This is a genomic window from Serinicoccus shuyuelongi, from assembly GCF_045032955.1.
Classification (GTDB): Bacteria; Actinomycetota; Actinomycetes; order Actinomycetales; family Dermatophilaceae; genus Ornithinicoccus.
In genome coordinates this window covers 148,166-161,262 of the sequence record NZ_JBJFZU010000002.1, presented here as the reverse complement: position 1 = coordinate 161,262, position 13,097 = coordinate 148,166, and the positions used below count along the sequence as shown (strand labels likewise).

The window sequence follows — 13,097 nt, the reverse complement described above, 5'->3', positions numbered from 1 at the left end:
CAGGCACGGCAGGCTCAGGCGCTCCGCGTGAGCCGCTGCCAGGCCTCGCGGGCGATCCGCCGCTCGTTGGGGAAGGTCAGCTTGAGGTGCACCTCGTCGAGCGGGACCCAGATGGCGTCGATGGCCTCGTGGTCGGGGTCGTTCTCCACGGTCAGCCGGCCGCCGGTGGCCTCCAGCAGGTAGTGGTGGACCATCTTGTGGATCCGGTGCGAGGAGGTGGTGAACCAGTACTCGATGGTGCCCAGGGTGATCAGCACCCGCCCCTCGATCCCGGTCTCCTCGGCGACCTCCCGCTCGGCCGTCTGGACCAGCGTCTCGCCGGCTTCCACGTGCCCCTTGGGCAGGCACCACTCCACCCGGCCGGACCGGTTGCGCCGGGCGATGATGGCGATCCGTGCGCGCCCCTCGTGCACGTCGATCACCACCCCGCCGGCAGAGGTCTCGTTGACCGACGGCAGCCGGCGCGCGCCACAGTGCTGGCGCGGGGGCGTAGTGGTCATCACCCCACTGTAACGAGTCACCCCGAGAGCCAGCCGGGAACGAGGACCGGCCGGTCGGCGCCGCCCGACTACCCTGGTGCCGATGCCCTCCACCGACCCCACCGACGGCGCGCTGCTGCTGCGCGCCCTGCGCCACCTGACCCCCACCGCGGGCCTGCTCACCGAGATCGGCGAACGCTTCGTCGGGTCCGGGCATACCGTCGCGCTGGTCGGCGGACCGGTGCGGGACGCCTTCCTCGGGCGGACCTCCCCCGACCTGGACTTCACCACCTCCGCGTCGCCGGACGAGATCGAGCAGGTGCTCACCGGGTGGGCCGACACCACCTGGGACGTGGGGCGCGCGTTCGGGACCATCGGCGCCCGCAAGGGCGAGCACCAGCTGGAGTTCACCACCTACCGCGCCGACGCCTACCAGGCCGGTTCCCGCAAGCCGGCCGTCGCTTTCGGTGAGTCGCTGGAGGAGGACCTGGTCCGCCGCGACTTCACCGTCAACGCGATGGCCCTGCGGCTGCCCGAGCTGACCTTCGTCGACCCGCACGACGGGCTGGCGGACCTGGCGGCGCAGGTGCTGCGCACCCCGCAGAGCCCCGAGGTGTCCTTCAGCGACGACCCGTTGCGGATGATGCGGGCGGCACGGTTCACCGGACAGCTGGGGCTGCGCCCCGCACCGGAGGTGCTGACCTCCATGCAGGAGATGGCCGCGCGGCTCGAGATCGTCTCCGCCGAACGGGTCCGGGACGAGCTGGTGAAGCTGATGCTCTCGGTGGACCCGCGGGCCGGGCTGGAGGTGCTGGTCGCCACCGGGCTCGCCGAGCAGGTGCTGCCCGAGCTGCCGGCGCTGCAGCTGGAGGTGGACGAGCACCACCGGCACAAGGATGTCTTCGAGCACAGCCTCACCGTGCTGCAGCAGGCGATCGACCTGGAGGACGTGCCGTGCGCCGAGGGCGAGGACGTGGTGCCCGGGCCGGACCTGGTGCTCCGCCTGGCGGCGCTGCTGCACGACATCGGCAAGCCGCCGACCCGACGCTTCGAGCCGGGGGGAGGTGTCAGCTTCCATCACCATGAGGTGGTCGGCGCGAAGATGACCCGCACCCGGCTGCGCGCGCTCCGCTTCGACAAGGAGACGATCCGGTCGGTGACCCGGCTGGTCGAGCTGCACCTGCGCTTCCACGGCTACGGCTCGGGCGAGTGGACCGATTCCGCCGTCCGGCGCTACATCACCGACGCCGGCCCCCTGCTGGGGCGCCTGCACAAGCTCACCCGGTCCGACTGCACCACCCGCAACCGGCGCAAGGCGGCTCGGCTGGCGGCCAGCTACGACCACCTGGAGCAGCGGATCGACCGGTTGCGCTCCGAGGAGGAGCTCAACGCGGTGCGCCCGGACCTGGACGGCCACCAGATCGGCCAGGTGCTGGGGATCGAGCCCGGGCCCGCCCTGGGCCGTGCCTACAAGCACCTGCTGGCCGTGCGCCTGGACCAGGGACCGCTGGGCGAGGAGGCGGCGCGGGCCGAGCTCCTGAGGTGGTGGACCCAGGAGGGCTCGACGGGTGGCTAGGCGACGGTCCCGGGCCCGGCACGGCGAGGCACCCCCCGAGCACTGGACGCACGCGCTGGCCGGGCTGCCCTGGATCACCGTCGTGCTGGTCGTCACCCTGGCCGTCGGCGGGATCGAGCTGCTGCGCCCGCACAGCTACGCCGCGAGCGCCACCGTCGCGGCACCCGACGCCCGCTCCGCCGACGACGCCTCGATGCTGATGGCCGACCCGGCGCTGGTCGACCGGGTCGAGGACGAGGTCGAGCTGGGGCAGGCATACCGGGGCAGCCTCGACCTGCGGGTCGAGCACGCCAGGGACGACCTGTCGGTGCACGTCCAGGCCACCGCCCCCGACCCGCGGCTCGCGGCGCTCGCGGCGGACACGGCCGCCGTGCTCCTCGTCCAGGACCGGAGCGGCACCACCGGCGAGCTCACCTTCGCCGGGGCCGCCCAGGTCCCCGCCGACCCCGTGCGGCAGCGCAGCCTGCTCTGGGTCTGGGTCGCCCTGGTGGCGCTGGCCGGGGCCGTCTGGATGGAGGGAGCCCACCGGATCTGGGTGCGTGACCACCCCGCCCCGCCACCCGCGCCGGAGCCGTGATGGACCAGACCACCGAGGCCCCCCTCACCCGGGCCCGGGCCCGGGCGATGCACGCCGCACGGCACGCCCTGCGCGTGCCGCCGGTGCCGCGCGACTTCCGCAAGGACATCGAGGGGATGCGTGCGCTGGCCGTGCTGGGGGTCATGCTCTGGCACGCCGGGGTCCCGCTGCTCCCCGGCGGCTTCATCGGGGTCGACGTCTTCTTCGTGGTCAGCGGTTTCCTGATGACCTCGTTGCTGCTGGAGGAGGCGCGCAGCCGGGGCCGGATCGACCTCGCCCGCTTCTACGCCCGTCGCGCCCGCCGGCTGCTGCCGGCCGCCCTCACCGCGCTGGCCGGCACGACCGTGCTGGTGCTGGCGTTCCTGCCCCGGGCCCGGTGGAGCGAGGTGGGTGGCGACCTGACCGCCTCGGCGCTCTACGTCGTCAACTGGCGGATGGCCTGGCGCTCGGTGGACTACCTCGACCTCGAACGCGCTCCCAGCCCGCTGCAGCACTACTGGTCGCTGGCGGTGGAGGAGCAGTTCTACGTGCTCTGGCCGGTGCTGCTGCTGCTGATCCTGCTGTATGCCGCCGGCCGGGCCCGGGTCTTCACCGTCCTCGCGTGGACGCTCACCCTCGGTCTGCTCCTGGGTTCGTTGGCGGTCTCCTGGTGGTGGACCCAGCAGGAGCCCTCGGCCTACTTCGTCACCCCGACGCGGGTGCACGAGCTGATGCTCGGCGGTCTGGTCGCGCTCGCGGCCCCCGCCTGGCCGCGGTTGCCCCGCCTCCTCGCCGCCCTCGCCGGCTGGGTCGGGCTGGCGATGGTGCTGGCATCCCTGGTCGTCATCACCCAGGACACGGCCTTCCCCGGGCTCTGGGCCCTGCTGCCCACGGTCGGCACCGCGCTGGTGCTGGTCGCCGGCCCTGCGGCGGGACCGTGGGGTCCGGTCGCGGTGCTGCGCGCGGCGGTGCTGCAGTGGGTGGGGCGGCTGTCCTACAGCCTCTACCTGTGGCACTGGCCGTTCATCGCGGTCGCGGCCGAGCTGGCGCAGGTGGGCCGCGGCGGTCCGAGCACCCTGCCGGTCGGCTGGGGGCTGCTCGCGGTCGCGGTCTCGGTGGTGCCGGCCTGGCTGTCGTTCCGCTACGTGGAGGACCCGGTGCGCCGGCACGCCCGGGTGCTCGCCGATCGGATGTCGCCCGCCGCGGTGACCTGGCGCACCCTGCGCCTCGGCCTCAACTGCACCCTGGCCGGAGCCCTGCTGGGGGTCGTGGTGATGGCGGCGGCGCCTCCCTCGGACACCGAGCAGACGGCACGGTGGCGCACCCCGGCCGCGGTCGACGAGCAGCGCGGCCCGGTCGGCGCGGACACCCTGGTGCCCGGGACCACCGACCCGGACACCGCCTCGCCGACTGCCTCCCCCCCACCGACCGGCGAGGGGGACCCGCAGGAGATGGGCACGGCCGCCGGGGAGGGGGTCGATGCCGCGGTGCAGCTCGGCGAGCCGCTGCCCGCCGTGCAGATCCCGGAGCAGGTCGGCACCCTCGCGGTGCCGCTCGGCCAGGTCCCGGACGACACCCCGGTGATGGAGCCCGAGGGGTGCTTCGTCGCGCTGACCGGCACCGAGGTCGGCGTCTGCGAGGGCGGCGACCCCGAGGGCGGGCTGACCGTGGCGCTGGTCGGGGACAGCCACGCCGGGATGTGGATGACCGCGCTCGACGCGATCGGCCGGGAGCGCGGCTGGCGGGTGGTGGCGATGACGAAGTCGTCCTGCCCGCCGGGACGCGACCTGGTGGTCGAACGGTCCGGGCAGGCCGGGGAGTACCAGCAGTGCAGCGAGTGGCAGGAGGGCCTGGACGAGGCGCTCGACGAGGAGCAGCCGGACGTGGTGCTGCTCTCCAGCGCCTCGTACGGCACCACCGGCGCCCAGGCCATGGCCCGTGGTCTGGGCAACCGGATCGACCGGATCGAGGCCGACGGGGCGGTGGCCGCCCTCATCCGGGACGTGCCGCGGGCCCCCTTCGACGTGCCCGCCTGCCTGGTCGAGAACGAGGACGAGGTCCGCAGCTGTGCCTTCGGGCGGACCGCCGCGCTGGGCCGCTCCGGGACCGGCCACGAGCTGCTCCGCAGCCAGCGTCCCGGGCTGGCCGTCCTCGACCTCACCGACGCCGTCTGCCCCGGCCGGTTGTGCAGCCCGGTGGTGGGCGAGGTGGTGGTCTGGCGGGACAGCAACCACCTGACCGCGACCTACGTCCGCTCGCTGCGGGACCGGTTCGAGGAACAGCTGCTCGCGGTGATGCTCGAGGCTCAGCTGCGGGAGGCGGCGGCGGGCTCCGCCGCGCTGGGCACCGGTCGCTGAGCGGGACCAGCACCCTCCTCACCCGGGTCGGCGGCGGCATACACCCGCCACAGGATCCAGGCCCAGGTAGCGGCACGGAGCACCACCACCAGCGCGTAGGCGTCGCCGGGCAGCCCCCGGCCGGGGTCGCTGGCGAAGGCGATGTGCAGCCAGGTGGTGAGGAAGTGCAGCGCCTCGGCCAGCGCCCAGACCAGGTGCTCCCACCAGGGCCGCGCCGACAGCGCCAGGAACGGCAGCACCCACAGCCCCGACTGCACCGACAGCGACGCGGCGGTCAGCGCGACGACCAGCAGCATCAGCGCACTCAACGGCACCACCCCCACCCGGCGGGCACGGCGCGAGGCCCACACCCCCAGACCCAGCGCCAGCACCCAGCCGAGGACGGCGACCGTCGAGGTCACCGCTGCCGGGACGCCGGTCCCCACCAGCCGCGGCACCATCTGCAGCGCCCCGTAGCCGGCCGGCTGACCCCACCACTGCTCGAGGCCGGTCAGGGCGCGTGGCTCCACCGTCACCAGCGGGGCCAGCACGGCGAGCGCGCCGAGGGCGGCGCCGACGCACACCTGCAGGGCCGGCAGCCGACGTCCGCCCCGCAGGGACACCAGGACCACGGCGGCCAGCACCAGCAGCGGGAAGGGTCGCACCAGCAGGGCCAGCCCCAGCAGCACCCCGGCCACCCAGGGCCGCTCCCGGTGCCAGGCCCACAGGGCCAGCAGGGTCAGCGCGACCCCCAGCAGGTCGGTGGAGACCAGGGCCAGCAGCGCCAGCGCCGGGCTCACCGCCAGGTGCGCTGCCTGCCAGGGGCGGCCCGGGGCGAGGGCGACCAGCGCCAGCACCGCGAGCGCCGTCAACGCCACGCAGACCAGGATCCAGAGCACCATCACCCACTGCTGGGCGGCGAGGCCCTGTCCCTCGACGGGTGAGACCAGCGAGATCAGCCACATCACCACGCCGGGCAGCGGGGCGGTGCTCGAGGCGGCGGCACCGGACCAGGGCAGGGAGCCGTCCGCCAGCGGCGAGCTCACGGTGACCACCGGCAGGTCGGAGTAGCAGGCCCGCCAGAACTGGTCCGGCGTGCTCCACCCCTTCATCAGGCAGTGGCCCTTCTGCCAGACCCCCAGCCCCAGCGCCAGGCTGCCGAGCAGGGTGAGCACCGCCGCGACCCCCGGCAGCCCCCGGGCGCCGACGACGGCATACCGACCGAGCGGGCCGCCGATCACCCCGGTGGCGCGCGCCACCACCGGGTCCGCCCAGGACGGCACCACCCACGGGACGTCGGAGCGGGACCCGGCCCCGCCGCCCCCGGTCCGCACCGGCCCCTCCCCGGCGCCGGTCACCCGGTCGGCTCGGGGGCGGTCCCGTCACCCGGCGGGTCGGTGGGTGCGGGCTGGGTGGGCTCGGGCTGGGTCGGTTCCGGTTGCGTGGGCTCGGGTTCCGTGGGCTCGGGCTCGGTGGGTTCCGGCTCCGTCGGCTCCGGCTCCGTGGGCTCGGGCTCCGTCGGCTCCTCCGTGGTCGGTTCCTCGGTGGTCGGCTCCTCGGTGGTGGGGTCCTCCGTGGTCGGTTCGGGAGCGGGTTCCGGCTCCGTCGGCTGCGGCGCCGGCTCCAGCGTCTCCTGCGGCTGGGTGGGCTCGGGTGCGGTGGGCCCGCTGGTGCCGACCCGCTCGGGGAACTCGAGCACCTCCTCACCGTCCAGGGCCAGGCGCATGAACTCGCCCCACACCTGCGCCGGGAAGCTGCCTCCAGTGATCTGGTCCAGGCCGCCCACGTCCTGCATCGGCACCGTGCCGTCACCCTTGTACATCACCACGCCCGTCGCCAGCTGCGGCACGAAACCGTCGAACCAGGCCGACACGTTGCGCTCGCTGGTCCCCGACTTGCCGGCCGTCGGTCGGCCCAGCTCGCCGGCGGTCATCCCGGAGCCCTGCGACATGACGTAGGTCATCGCGTCGGTCACGTCCACGGCCGCGTCCCGGTCGACCGTCTCCTCGGTCTGCGGGTCCGCCTCGTGGGTGACGTCACCGCCGGCGGTCTCCACCCTGCTCACCAGGTACGGGGTCGCCCGCTCGCCCTCGGCCGCCAGCGTGGCGTAGGCGTTGGTCATCTCCAGCAGGGTGGGCGAGGCGGTGCCCAGGACGTTGGTGAGGTCGGTGTCCAGACCCGGGGTGCCCTCCGGCAGGCCCAGCTCGACCGCGGCGTCCCGGGTCAGCGCCGGGCCGACCTGCTCGTTGAGCTGCACGTAGATGGTGTTCACCGACTCCGCCAGCGCGCTGCGCAGGTCGAGCTCGCCGAAGGAGACGTCACGGAAGTTGTTGACCTCGAGCTCGTCCTCACCGAAGGTCATCGGGGTGGGGCCGGGGTAGGTCTGCAGCGTGTCGACCCCGTCCTGGACGGCGGCCAGCAGGCTGATCGGCTTGAACAGGGAGCCGGCCTGCACCCGCGCGTCCGTCGCCGAGTTCAGCTGCGTCTCCTGGTAGTCGTCACCGCCGTACATCGCGGTGATCGCGCCGTCGCCCGGCCGCACCGCGGTGAGGGCGACGGTGATGTCGTCGGTGCCCTCACCGGTGGGCCGGTAGCTCTCCACCGCGGTCTCGGCCGCCTGCTGGTGCTGCTGCTCGATGGTGGTCGTCACCCGCAGCCCCCCGCCGTCGATCTCGGCGTCCCCGACCCCGAGCAGCTCGACCAGCTCCTCGCGGGCGGCCTGCGCGATGTAACCCTCCACGCCCTGCATGGCGGTGGACGCGGACGGCTCCTGGACCTCCGGCATACCCAGCCCGGAGCGGTCCGCCGCGGACAGCGACCCCACGTCGACCATGCCGTCCAGGACGTAGCCCACCCGCTCGGTGGCGCGCTCGGCGTTGCCCTCGGCGAAGTCCGGGTCGAAGAGCGACGGGGCGTTGGTGACCCCGGCCAGGAAGGCGCCCTCCTCGACGGTGATCTCGGAGACGTCCTTGCCGAAGTAGGCCTGGCTCGCCGTCTGGATGCCGTAGGCGCCGCGCCCGAAGTAGATGGTGTTGAGGTAGTTCTCCAGGATCTGGTCCTTGGCGAGCTCGTTGTCGATCTTGATCGAGATGATGAGCTCGGTGAACTTGCGCTGCAGCGTCTGGTCGGCGGTGAGGTAGTAGTTCTTCACGTACTGCTGGGTGATCGTCGACCCGCCCTGCACCCCGTCACCGCGCAGCGTCCGGTATGCCGCCCGCGCCGTCCCGGTGATCGAGACCCCCTCGTTCTCGTAGAAGGAGCGGTCCTCGGCGGCCACCATCGCGTCCCGTGCGTGCTCGGGCACCTCGGACAGCGGCACCGACTCGCGGTCGTAGCCCCCCGTGAACCGGGCCAGCTCGGTCTCCCCGTCGGCGTAGTACAGGATCGAGCTCTGGGTCTCGGCGAAGTCGTTGGGCTCCGGGATGTCGGTGGTGGAGTAGGCCCACGCGAAGGCACCGATCCCGAGCACCAGGGCCAGCAGGCCCAGGCCGGTCAGCCACAGCAGGGTGCGGCGCAGCCAGCCGCCGCGCCGGGCCCGTCGTCGGGCGGGTCGCGTGCGGCGACGGTTCTGGGGGGTGCTGCCGGAGGGACTCACCCCCCCATTGTGCCCACGTGAGGTGTGAGCTCCTGGAATCATCCCGGTGCCCGCGGCGTTGGTGGCTCGTGGAGGGGCGGCCTGAGGGCCGCCCGTGGCATGTCGTGACAGGAGTGTGTGTATGGGTTCGGTCAAGGTGGCGATCGTGGGCGTGGGCAACTGCGCCAGCGCGTTGGTGCAGGGAGTCGAGTACTACCGGGACGCGGACCCGGAGGCCACGGTCCCCGGCCTGATGCACGTCCGCTTCGGGGAGTACCACGTCGGTGACGTGGAGTTCGTCGCGGCCTTCGACGTGGACGCCGCCAAGGTCGGACAGGACCTGTCCAAGGCCCTGCTGACCAGCGAGAACAATACGATCCAGTTCGCCGAGGTCCCGGACACCGGGATCACCGTGCAGCGCGGCCCGACCCTGGACGGCATCGGCAAGTACTACGCCGAGATGATCGAGGAGTCGCCGGTGGAGCCGGTCGACGTCGTGCAGGCGCTCAAGGACTCCGGCGCCGACGTGCTGGTCTCCTACCTGCCGGTCGGCAGCGAGGAGGCGGACAAGTTCTACGCCCAGTGCGCCATCGACGCCGGGGTGGCCTTCGTGAACGCGCTGCCGGTCTTCATCGCCAGCGACCCCGAGTGGGCCGCGAAGTTCGAGGCGGCCGGGGTGCCCATCGTCGGTGACGACATCAAGAGCCAGGTCGGCGCCACCATCACCCACCGGGTGATGGCGCGGCTGTTCGAGGAGCGCGGGGTCGCCCTGGACCGGACCTACCAGCTCAACGTCGGCGGCAACATGGACTTCAAGAACATGCTGGAACGGGAGCGGCTGGAGAGCAAGAAGGTCTCCAAGACCCAGGCCGTCACCTCCAACATGTCGCGCCCGATGGCCGAGCGGGACGTGCACATCGGCCCGTCCGACTACGTGCAGTGGCTGGACGACCGCAAGTGGGCCTACGTGCGGCTCGAGGGCCGGGCGTTCGGCGACGTGCCGCTCAACCTGGAGTACAAGCTCGAGGTCTGGGACAGCCCGAACTCCGCCGGGATCATCATCGACGCCATCCGCGCGGCCAAGATCGCCAAGGACCGCGGCCAGGGCGGACCCGTGCTCGGCGCCTCGGCATACCTGATGAAGAGCCCGCCGGTGCAGGTGAACGACGACGAGGGGCGCGCCCAGGTGGAGGCCTTCATCCGCGGCTGAGGACTCACGTAGGGTCGGCGCGTGGCGCACTCTCGCACCGGGTCGGGTGACCGGACCCCGCTCTCGCTCACCGAGCCGGGTCAGGTCGTCGCCCTCGCCCGGCATGCGACCGACCTGGACGCCGTGGCCCAGCAGCTGCGGGGGATGTCCTCGGTCGGGCACCGGGTGGTGCTCCTCTGGTGGCAGGGCGAACCGGGACCTGCGTTGCGTGCGTTCACCTCACGGGTGCAGCTCGGCGAGCCACCCGCGAACGGTCGACGGGCGCGGGTGCTGCGGCTGGGCAGGTCCGCGCGCACCGCCGTCCTGCACCGGGGCGAGGACCCCTTCGGCCGGTTGCTGCGGGCGGACCCGCGGGCCCGCCGCGCCCTGCAGCGGGCGGACGCCGTGGTGCCCGTCGGGCCGGACACCTGGGGGTTGGGCGACCGGCTCGACACCGGGGGGCGGCCGTTGGTCGGCCCCGAGGAGCTGGACCGGTGGGGCCGGCTGCCCGAGCTGTGGCGCACCGTGCAGCGCCGGGGCGAGAAGAACTTCCTGCCGCACGACATCCGGGACGCGGGACCGCTGCTCGCGGAGCTGGACGAGCTGGGGGTGGGGGTCCCGCCGCGGCACCAGCCCTCACTGGTCCGCTGGGTGGACTCCCTGCACGGGGTAGGGGAGTACGACCTGGCCCTGGGCCTGGTCACCCACCTGGACGAGGACGCCCCCACTGACCACCCCGCCGACCCCGCCCTGCGCGGCGGGCTGCGGCTGCTGGCCCGGATGTCCGCGGAGGGCAGCGAGCAGCCCGGCCTGCACGACACCGTGCGTGCGCTGCTGGAGGCCGCGGACGGGGTGCTCGCGCAGGAGGGCACGCGCCAGGCCGAGGACACCCGGCGGGCGGTGTCCGCGACGACCCTGGCCCTGCAGCTGCTCTTCCACCGCGAGCTGCACGCGGACACCCTCACCTCACCCCTGGTCGAGGACCCCGACGGCTTCCTCGAGGACTGGCGTGCCTCGCGCGTCGGCCGGCTGCTGGCCGCGCCGGTGCCGCAGCACCCGGTGCTGCGCCGGGAGGGTATGCCGACGGCTGCCGCGCAGGGGGCGGGGACACCTCGGGACGGGGGGCGACCGCGTGTGGTCGTCGTCCCCGGCTCCTACCCGCAGTTCGCCACCCCGGTCATCGAGGCCCTGCGGGAGCGGGCCGACGTGCACGTCGCGGACCTGCGCGCCCGCGCCGACCTGCGCGGGCTGGGCACCCAGGCGGGTCTGGTCGGGGCCCGCCTGCGGCTGGGCCTCGGCCAGGTCTGGCAGCCCGACCTGGAGCTGGTGGAGGAGATGGAGGCCGCGGACGTGGTCCTCGTCGACTGGGCCGACCGGGGCGCGCTGGCCGCGGTGATGAGCGCCCCCGCCGGGGTGCCGCTGGTGCTCCGGATGCACAGCATGGACGCGCTCTCCCCCTGGATCCACCTGCTGGACTGGACCCGGGTGCACGACCTGGTCCTGGTCAGCGACCACCTGCGCGACCTGGTCGTGCGGCTGCTGGGCGACCGGCTCTCCGGCACCCGGGTGCACGTGGTCCCGAACGTCCTGGACCCGCGCCGGCTGCCGACGCACAAGACCGAGGGCCACCGCCGCCGGTTGCTCATGGTCGGCTGGGCCCAGCGGGTCAAGGACCCGCTGTGGGCGTTGGAGGTGCTGGCCGAGCTGCGGGCCGAGGACCCCACCTGGCGGCTCAGCCTCGTGGGCACCGACTTCGTGCCCGGGTCGGTCCGCTCCCAGCTCGCCTACGCGCGGGAGTTCTGGGAGCGGGTGGCGAGGGAGGACGTGCGCGACGGGGTCGACTTCGTGGCCTACACCCGGGACCTGGCGCCGCACCTGGCCGCCGCCGGGTTCGTGCTGTCCGCCAGCCGGCGTGAGTCCTTCGGGCTGGGTCTGGTCGAGGGGGCGTCGACAGGGGCGGTGCCGGTGGTCCGGGACTGGCCGATGTTCGCGTCCCTGGGCGGTGCCCGCGGGCTCTTCCCCGACGACTGGGTGGTCGGGACCCCCGCTCAGGCGGCGGCCCGGATCCGCTCGCTGGCCGGTGAGCAGGAGTGGTCGGCGGCCTCCGCGCAGGCGCGGGCCACCGTGGACGCCCGCTTCGCGGGTGACGTGAGCAGGTCGCTCATGCAGGAGCTGGTGCTGGGCCGGGTCTGAGCACCGGGCTGTCGGCGAGGTCGGCGAGCACCTGCACCGCCGAGGTGGTGTGCCCCGCCAGCGAGCGGTAGGCCAGGTCCTGGTCGGCGAGCACCGAGCCGGGCTCCACCATCCCCCAGACCGCCACCCCGCTGCCTCGGTAGTCGCTCCACTTGCTGGGCAGGAACGGGTTCGTGGACAGCAGCCCCGTGGTGACCGCGTCGCTGACCAGCAGCACGTCCATCCGGCGGCACATCGCCAGGAACTGCAGGAAGCCGAGGAAGGGCCCGGTGCGTACGCAGTCCCGCAGGCCGCGCTCGCGTACCTCCCGCTCCAGCTCCTCGCGCTGCCCGGCGAAGACGTGCAGGCACAACCGGTCCCGCTGCTGCTGCGGCAGCGCCTGCAGGGCCTCCAGGACCGAGCCCATCCCCCGGGTGGCGTAGAAGTTGCCGAAGTAGCCCACGTGCCGCCGGGCCGGGTCCAGCGGACGGTCGACCTCGGCCATCTCGTAGAACTCCGGCGGCAGCGTCGGGTGCGGGGTCACCACGGACCGCTCGCGGGCCCGGGCCGCCAGCTCCGGGTCCTGCACCGTCTCGATCATCAGGTCGCGCTGGTGCTCGTTGGTGAAGAGCACCGAGTCGGCCAGGGCGAACACCAGGTGCTCGGCCCACTCGTAGGCGTTGCCGCTGGTGGGGGGCGCGAACCCGGCCCGGCGCATACCCTCCCCGAGCCGCTCCAGCAGCGCGTCCTGCTGGACCGGCGACCGGCGGACGGCGCCGGTGACGTCCCGGGACAGCGGGTCGGAGAACTCGGCCGTCCAGTGCAGGCCCGGCCGCAGCAGGGCGAAACGGGCCGCCAGGAAATGGCTGGCCGTGAACTGTGCCCTGCTGTACATGCGCTCGTAGCCGGGGCCGTCCCGGTCCCAGGCCAGGGCGCGCTGCACGCCCTTCTCGGTGAACGAGGAGATCCCCCGCCAGGCGGAGAACAGCGTCGGGGAGGGGATCGGGTGGCGACGCTGCACCAGGTCGCCCGCGATCTGGGCGAGGTCGGGGTCGGTCCGCCGCTCCGACCCCATCCTGTTCTGCAGCACGTCCACCGGACGGCCGGCCTCGCGCACCCGCTTGGCGGCGACGATCGCGGCGGTGTCGACGTAGGGCGGGAAGCAGAAGGACACGACCAGGTCCCGCGCCGGGGTGGGGGGTGGCTCCGACATCG

The 13,097-nt window shown here is 73.7% G+C and carries 9 protein-coding genes; 5 read left to right on the top strand and 4 right to left on the bottom strand.

The window, feature by feature from the left end:
* Positions 1 to 14: 14 nt before the first annotated feature.
* Positions 15 to 500, bottom strand: a complete 486-nt coding sequence (locus tag ACI3EY_RS00945; RefSeq protein ID WP_405039096.1) for an NUDIX hydrolase — start codon at positions 498 to 500, stop codon at positions 15 to 17.
* 82 nt (positions 501 to 582) lie between these two features.
* Between ACI3EY_RS00945 and ACI3EY_RS00940 the strand changes: the two genes are divergently transcribed.
* The 3 genes from ACI3EY_RS00940 to ACI3EY_RS00930 are packed head-to-tail and all read left to right on the top strand — an operon-like array spanning position 583 to position 4,968.
* A complete protein-coding gene (locus tag ACI3EY_RS00940) occupies positions 583 to 2,055 on the top strand; it encodes a CCA tRNA nucleotidyltransferase (RefSeq protein WP_405039095.1) in 1,473 nt (490 codons plus the stop codon).
* A complete protein-coding gene (locus tag ACI3EY_RS00935) occupies positions 2,048 to 2,632 on the top strand; it encodes a hypothetical protein (protein ID WP_405036997.1) in 585 nt (194 codons plus the stop codon). The genes ACI3EY_RS00940 and ACI3EY_RS00935 overlap by 8 nt, the downstream gene beginning before the upstream one ends.
* The gene (locus ACI3EY_RS00930) at positions 2,632 to 4,968 is read left to right on the top strand and encodes an acyltransferase family protein (RefSeq protein ID WP_405039094.1); all 2,337 of its coding nucleotides are present in this window, start codon (positions 2,632 to 2,634) and stop codon (positions 4,966 to 4,968) included. The genes ACI3EY_RS00935 and ACI3EY_RS00930 overlap by 1 nt, the downstream gene beginning before the upstream one ends.
* On the opposite strand, the gene ACI3EY_RS00925 is transcribed toward ACI3EY_RS00930, so the two are convergent.
* On the bottom strand, positions 4,917 to 6,305 hold the full coding sequence (locus ACI3EY_RS00925) for a hypothetical protein (RefSeq protein ID WP_405039093.1): 1,389 nt from the start codon (positions 6,303 to 6,305) through the stop codon (positions 4,917 to 4,919). The two genes, ACI3EY_RS00930 and ACI3EY_RS00925, sit on opposite strands and share 52 nt — an antisense overlap.
* On the bottom strand, positions 6,302 to 8,542 hold the full coding sequence (locus ACI3EY_RS00920) for a transglycosylase domain-containing protein (protein WP_405039092.1): 2,241 nt from the start codon (positions 8,540 to 8,542) through the stop codon (positions 6,302 to 6,304). The genes ACI3EY_RS00925 and ACI3EY_RS00920 overlap by 4 nt, the downstream gene beginning before the upstream one ends.
* 121 nt (positions 8,543 to 8,663) lie before the next feature.
* Here ACI3EY_RS00920 and ACI3EY_RS00915 point away from each other — a divergent pair, with 121 nt between their 5' ends.
* Positions 8,664 to 9,731 carry an inositol-3-phosphate synthase gene (locus tag ACI3EY_RS00915; RefSeq protein WP_405036993.1) on the top strand — a complete coding sequence of 356 codons (1,068 nt, stop codon included), beginning with the start codon at positions 8,664 to 8,666 and terminating at the stop codon, positions 9,729 to 9,731.
* 21 nt (positions 9,732 to 9,752) lie between these two features.
* A complete protein-coding gene (locus ACI3EY_RS00910) occupies positions 9,753 to 11,903 on the top strand; it encodes a glycosyltransferase family 4 protein (protein ID WP_405039091.1) in 2,151 nt (716 codons plus the stop codon).
* Here ACI3EY_RS00910 and ACI3EY_RS00905 read toward each other — a convergent pair.
* Positions 11,872 to 13,095, bottom strand: a complete 1,224-nt coding sequence (locus ACI3EY_RS00905; RefSeq protein ID WP_405039090.1) for a glycosyltransferase family protein — start codon at positions 13,093 to 13,095, stop codon at positions 11,872 to 11,874. The genes ACI3EY_RS00910 and ACI3EY_RS00905 overlap by 32 nt on opposite strands.
* Positions 13,096 to 13,097 lie beyond the last annotated feature (2 nt).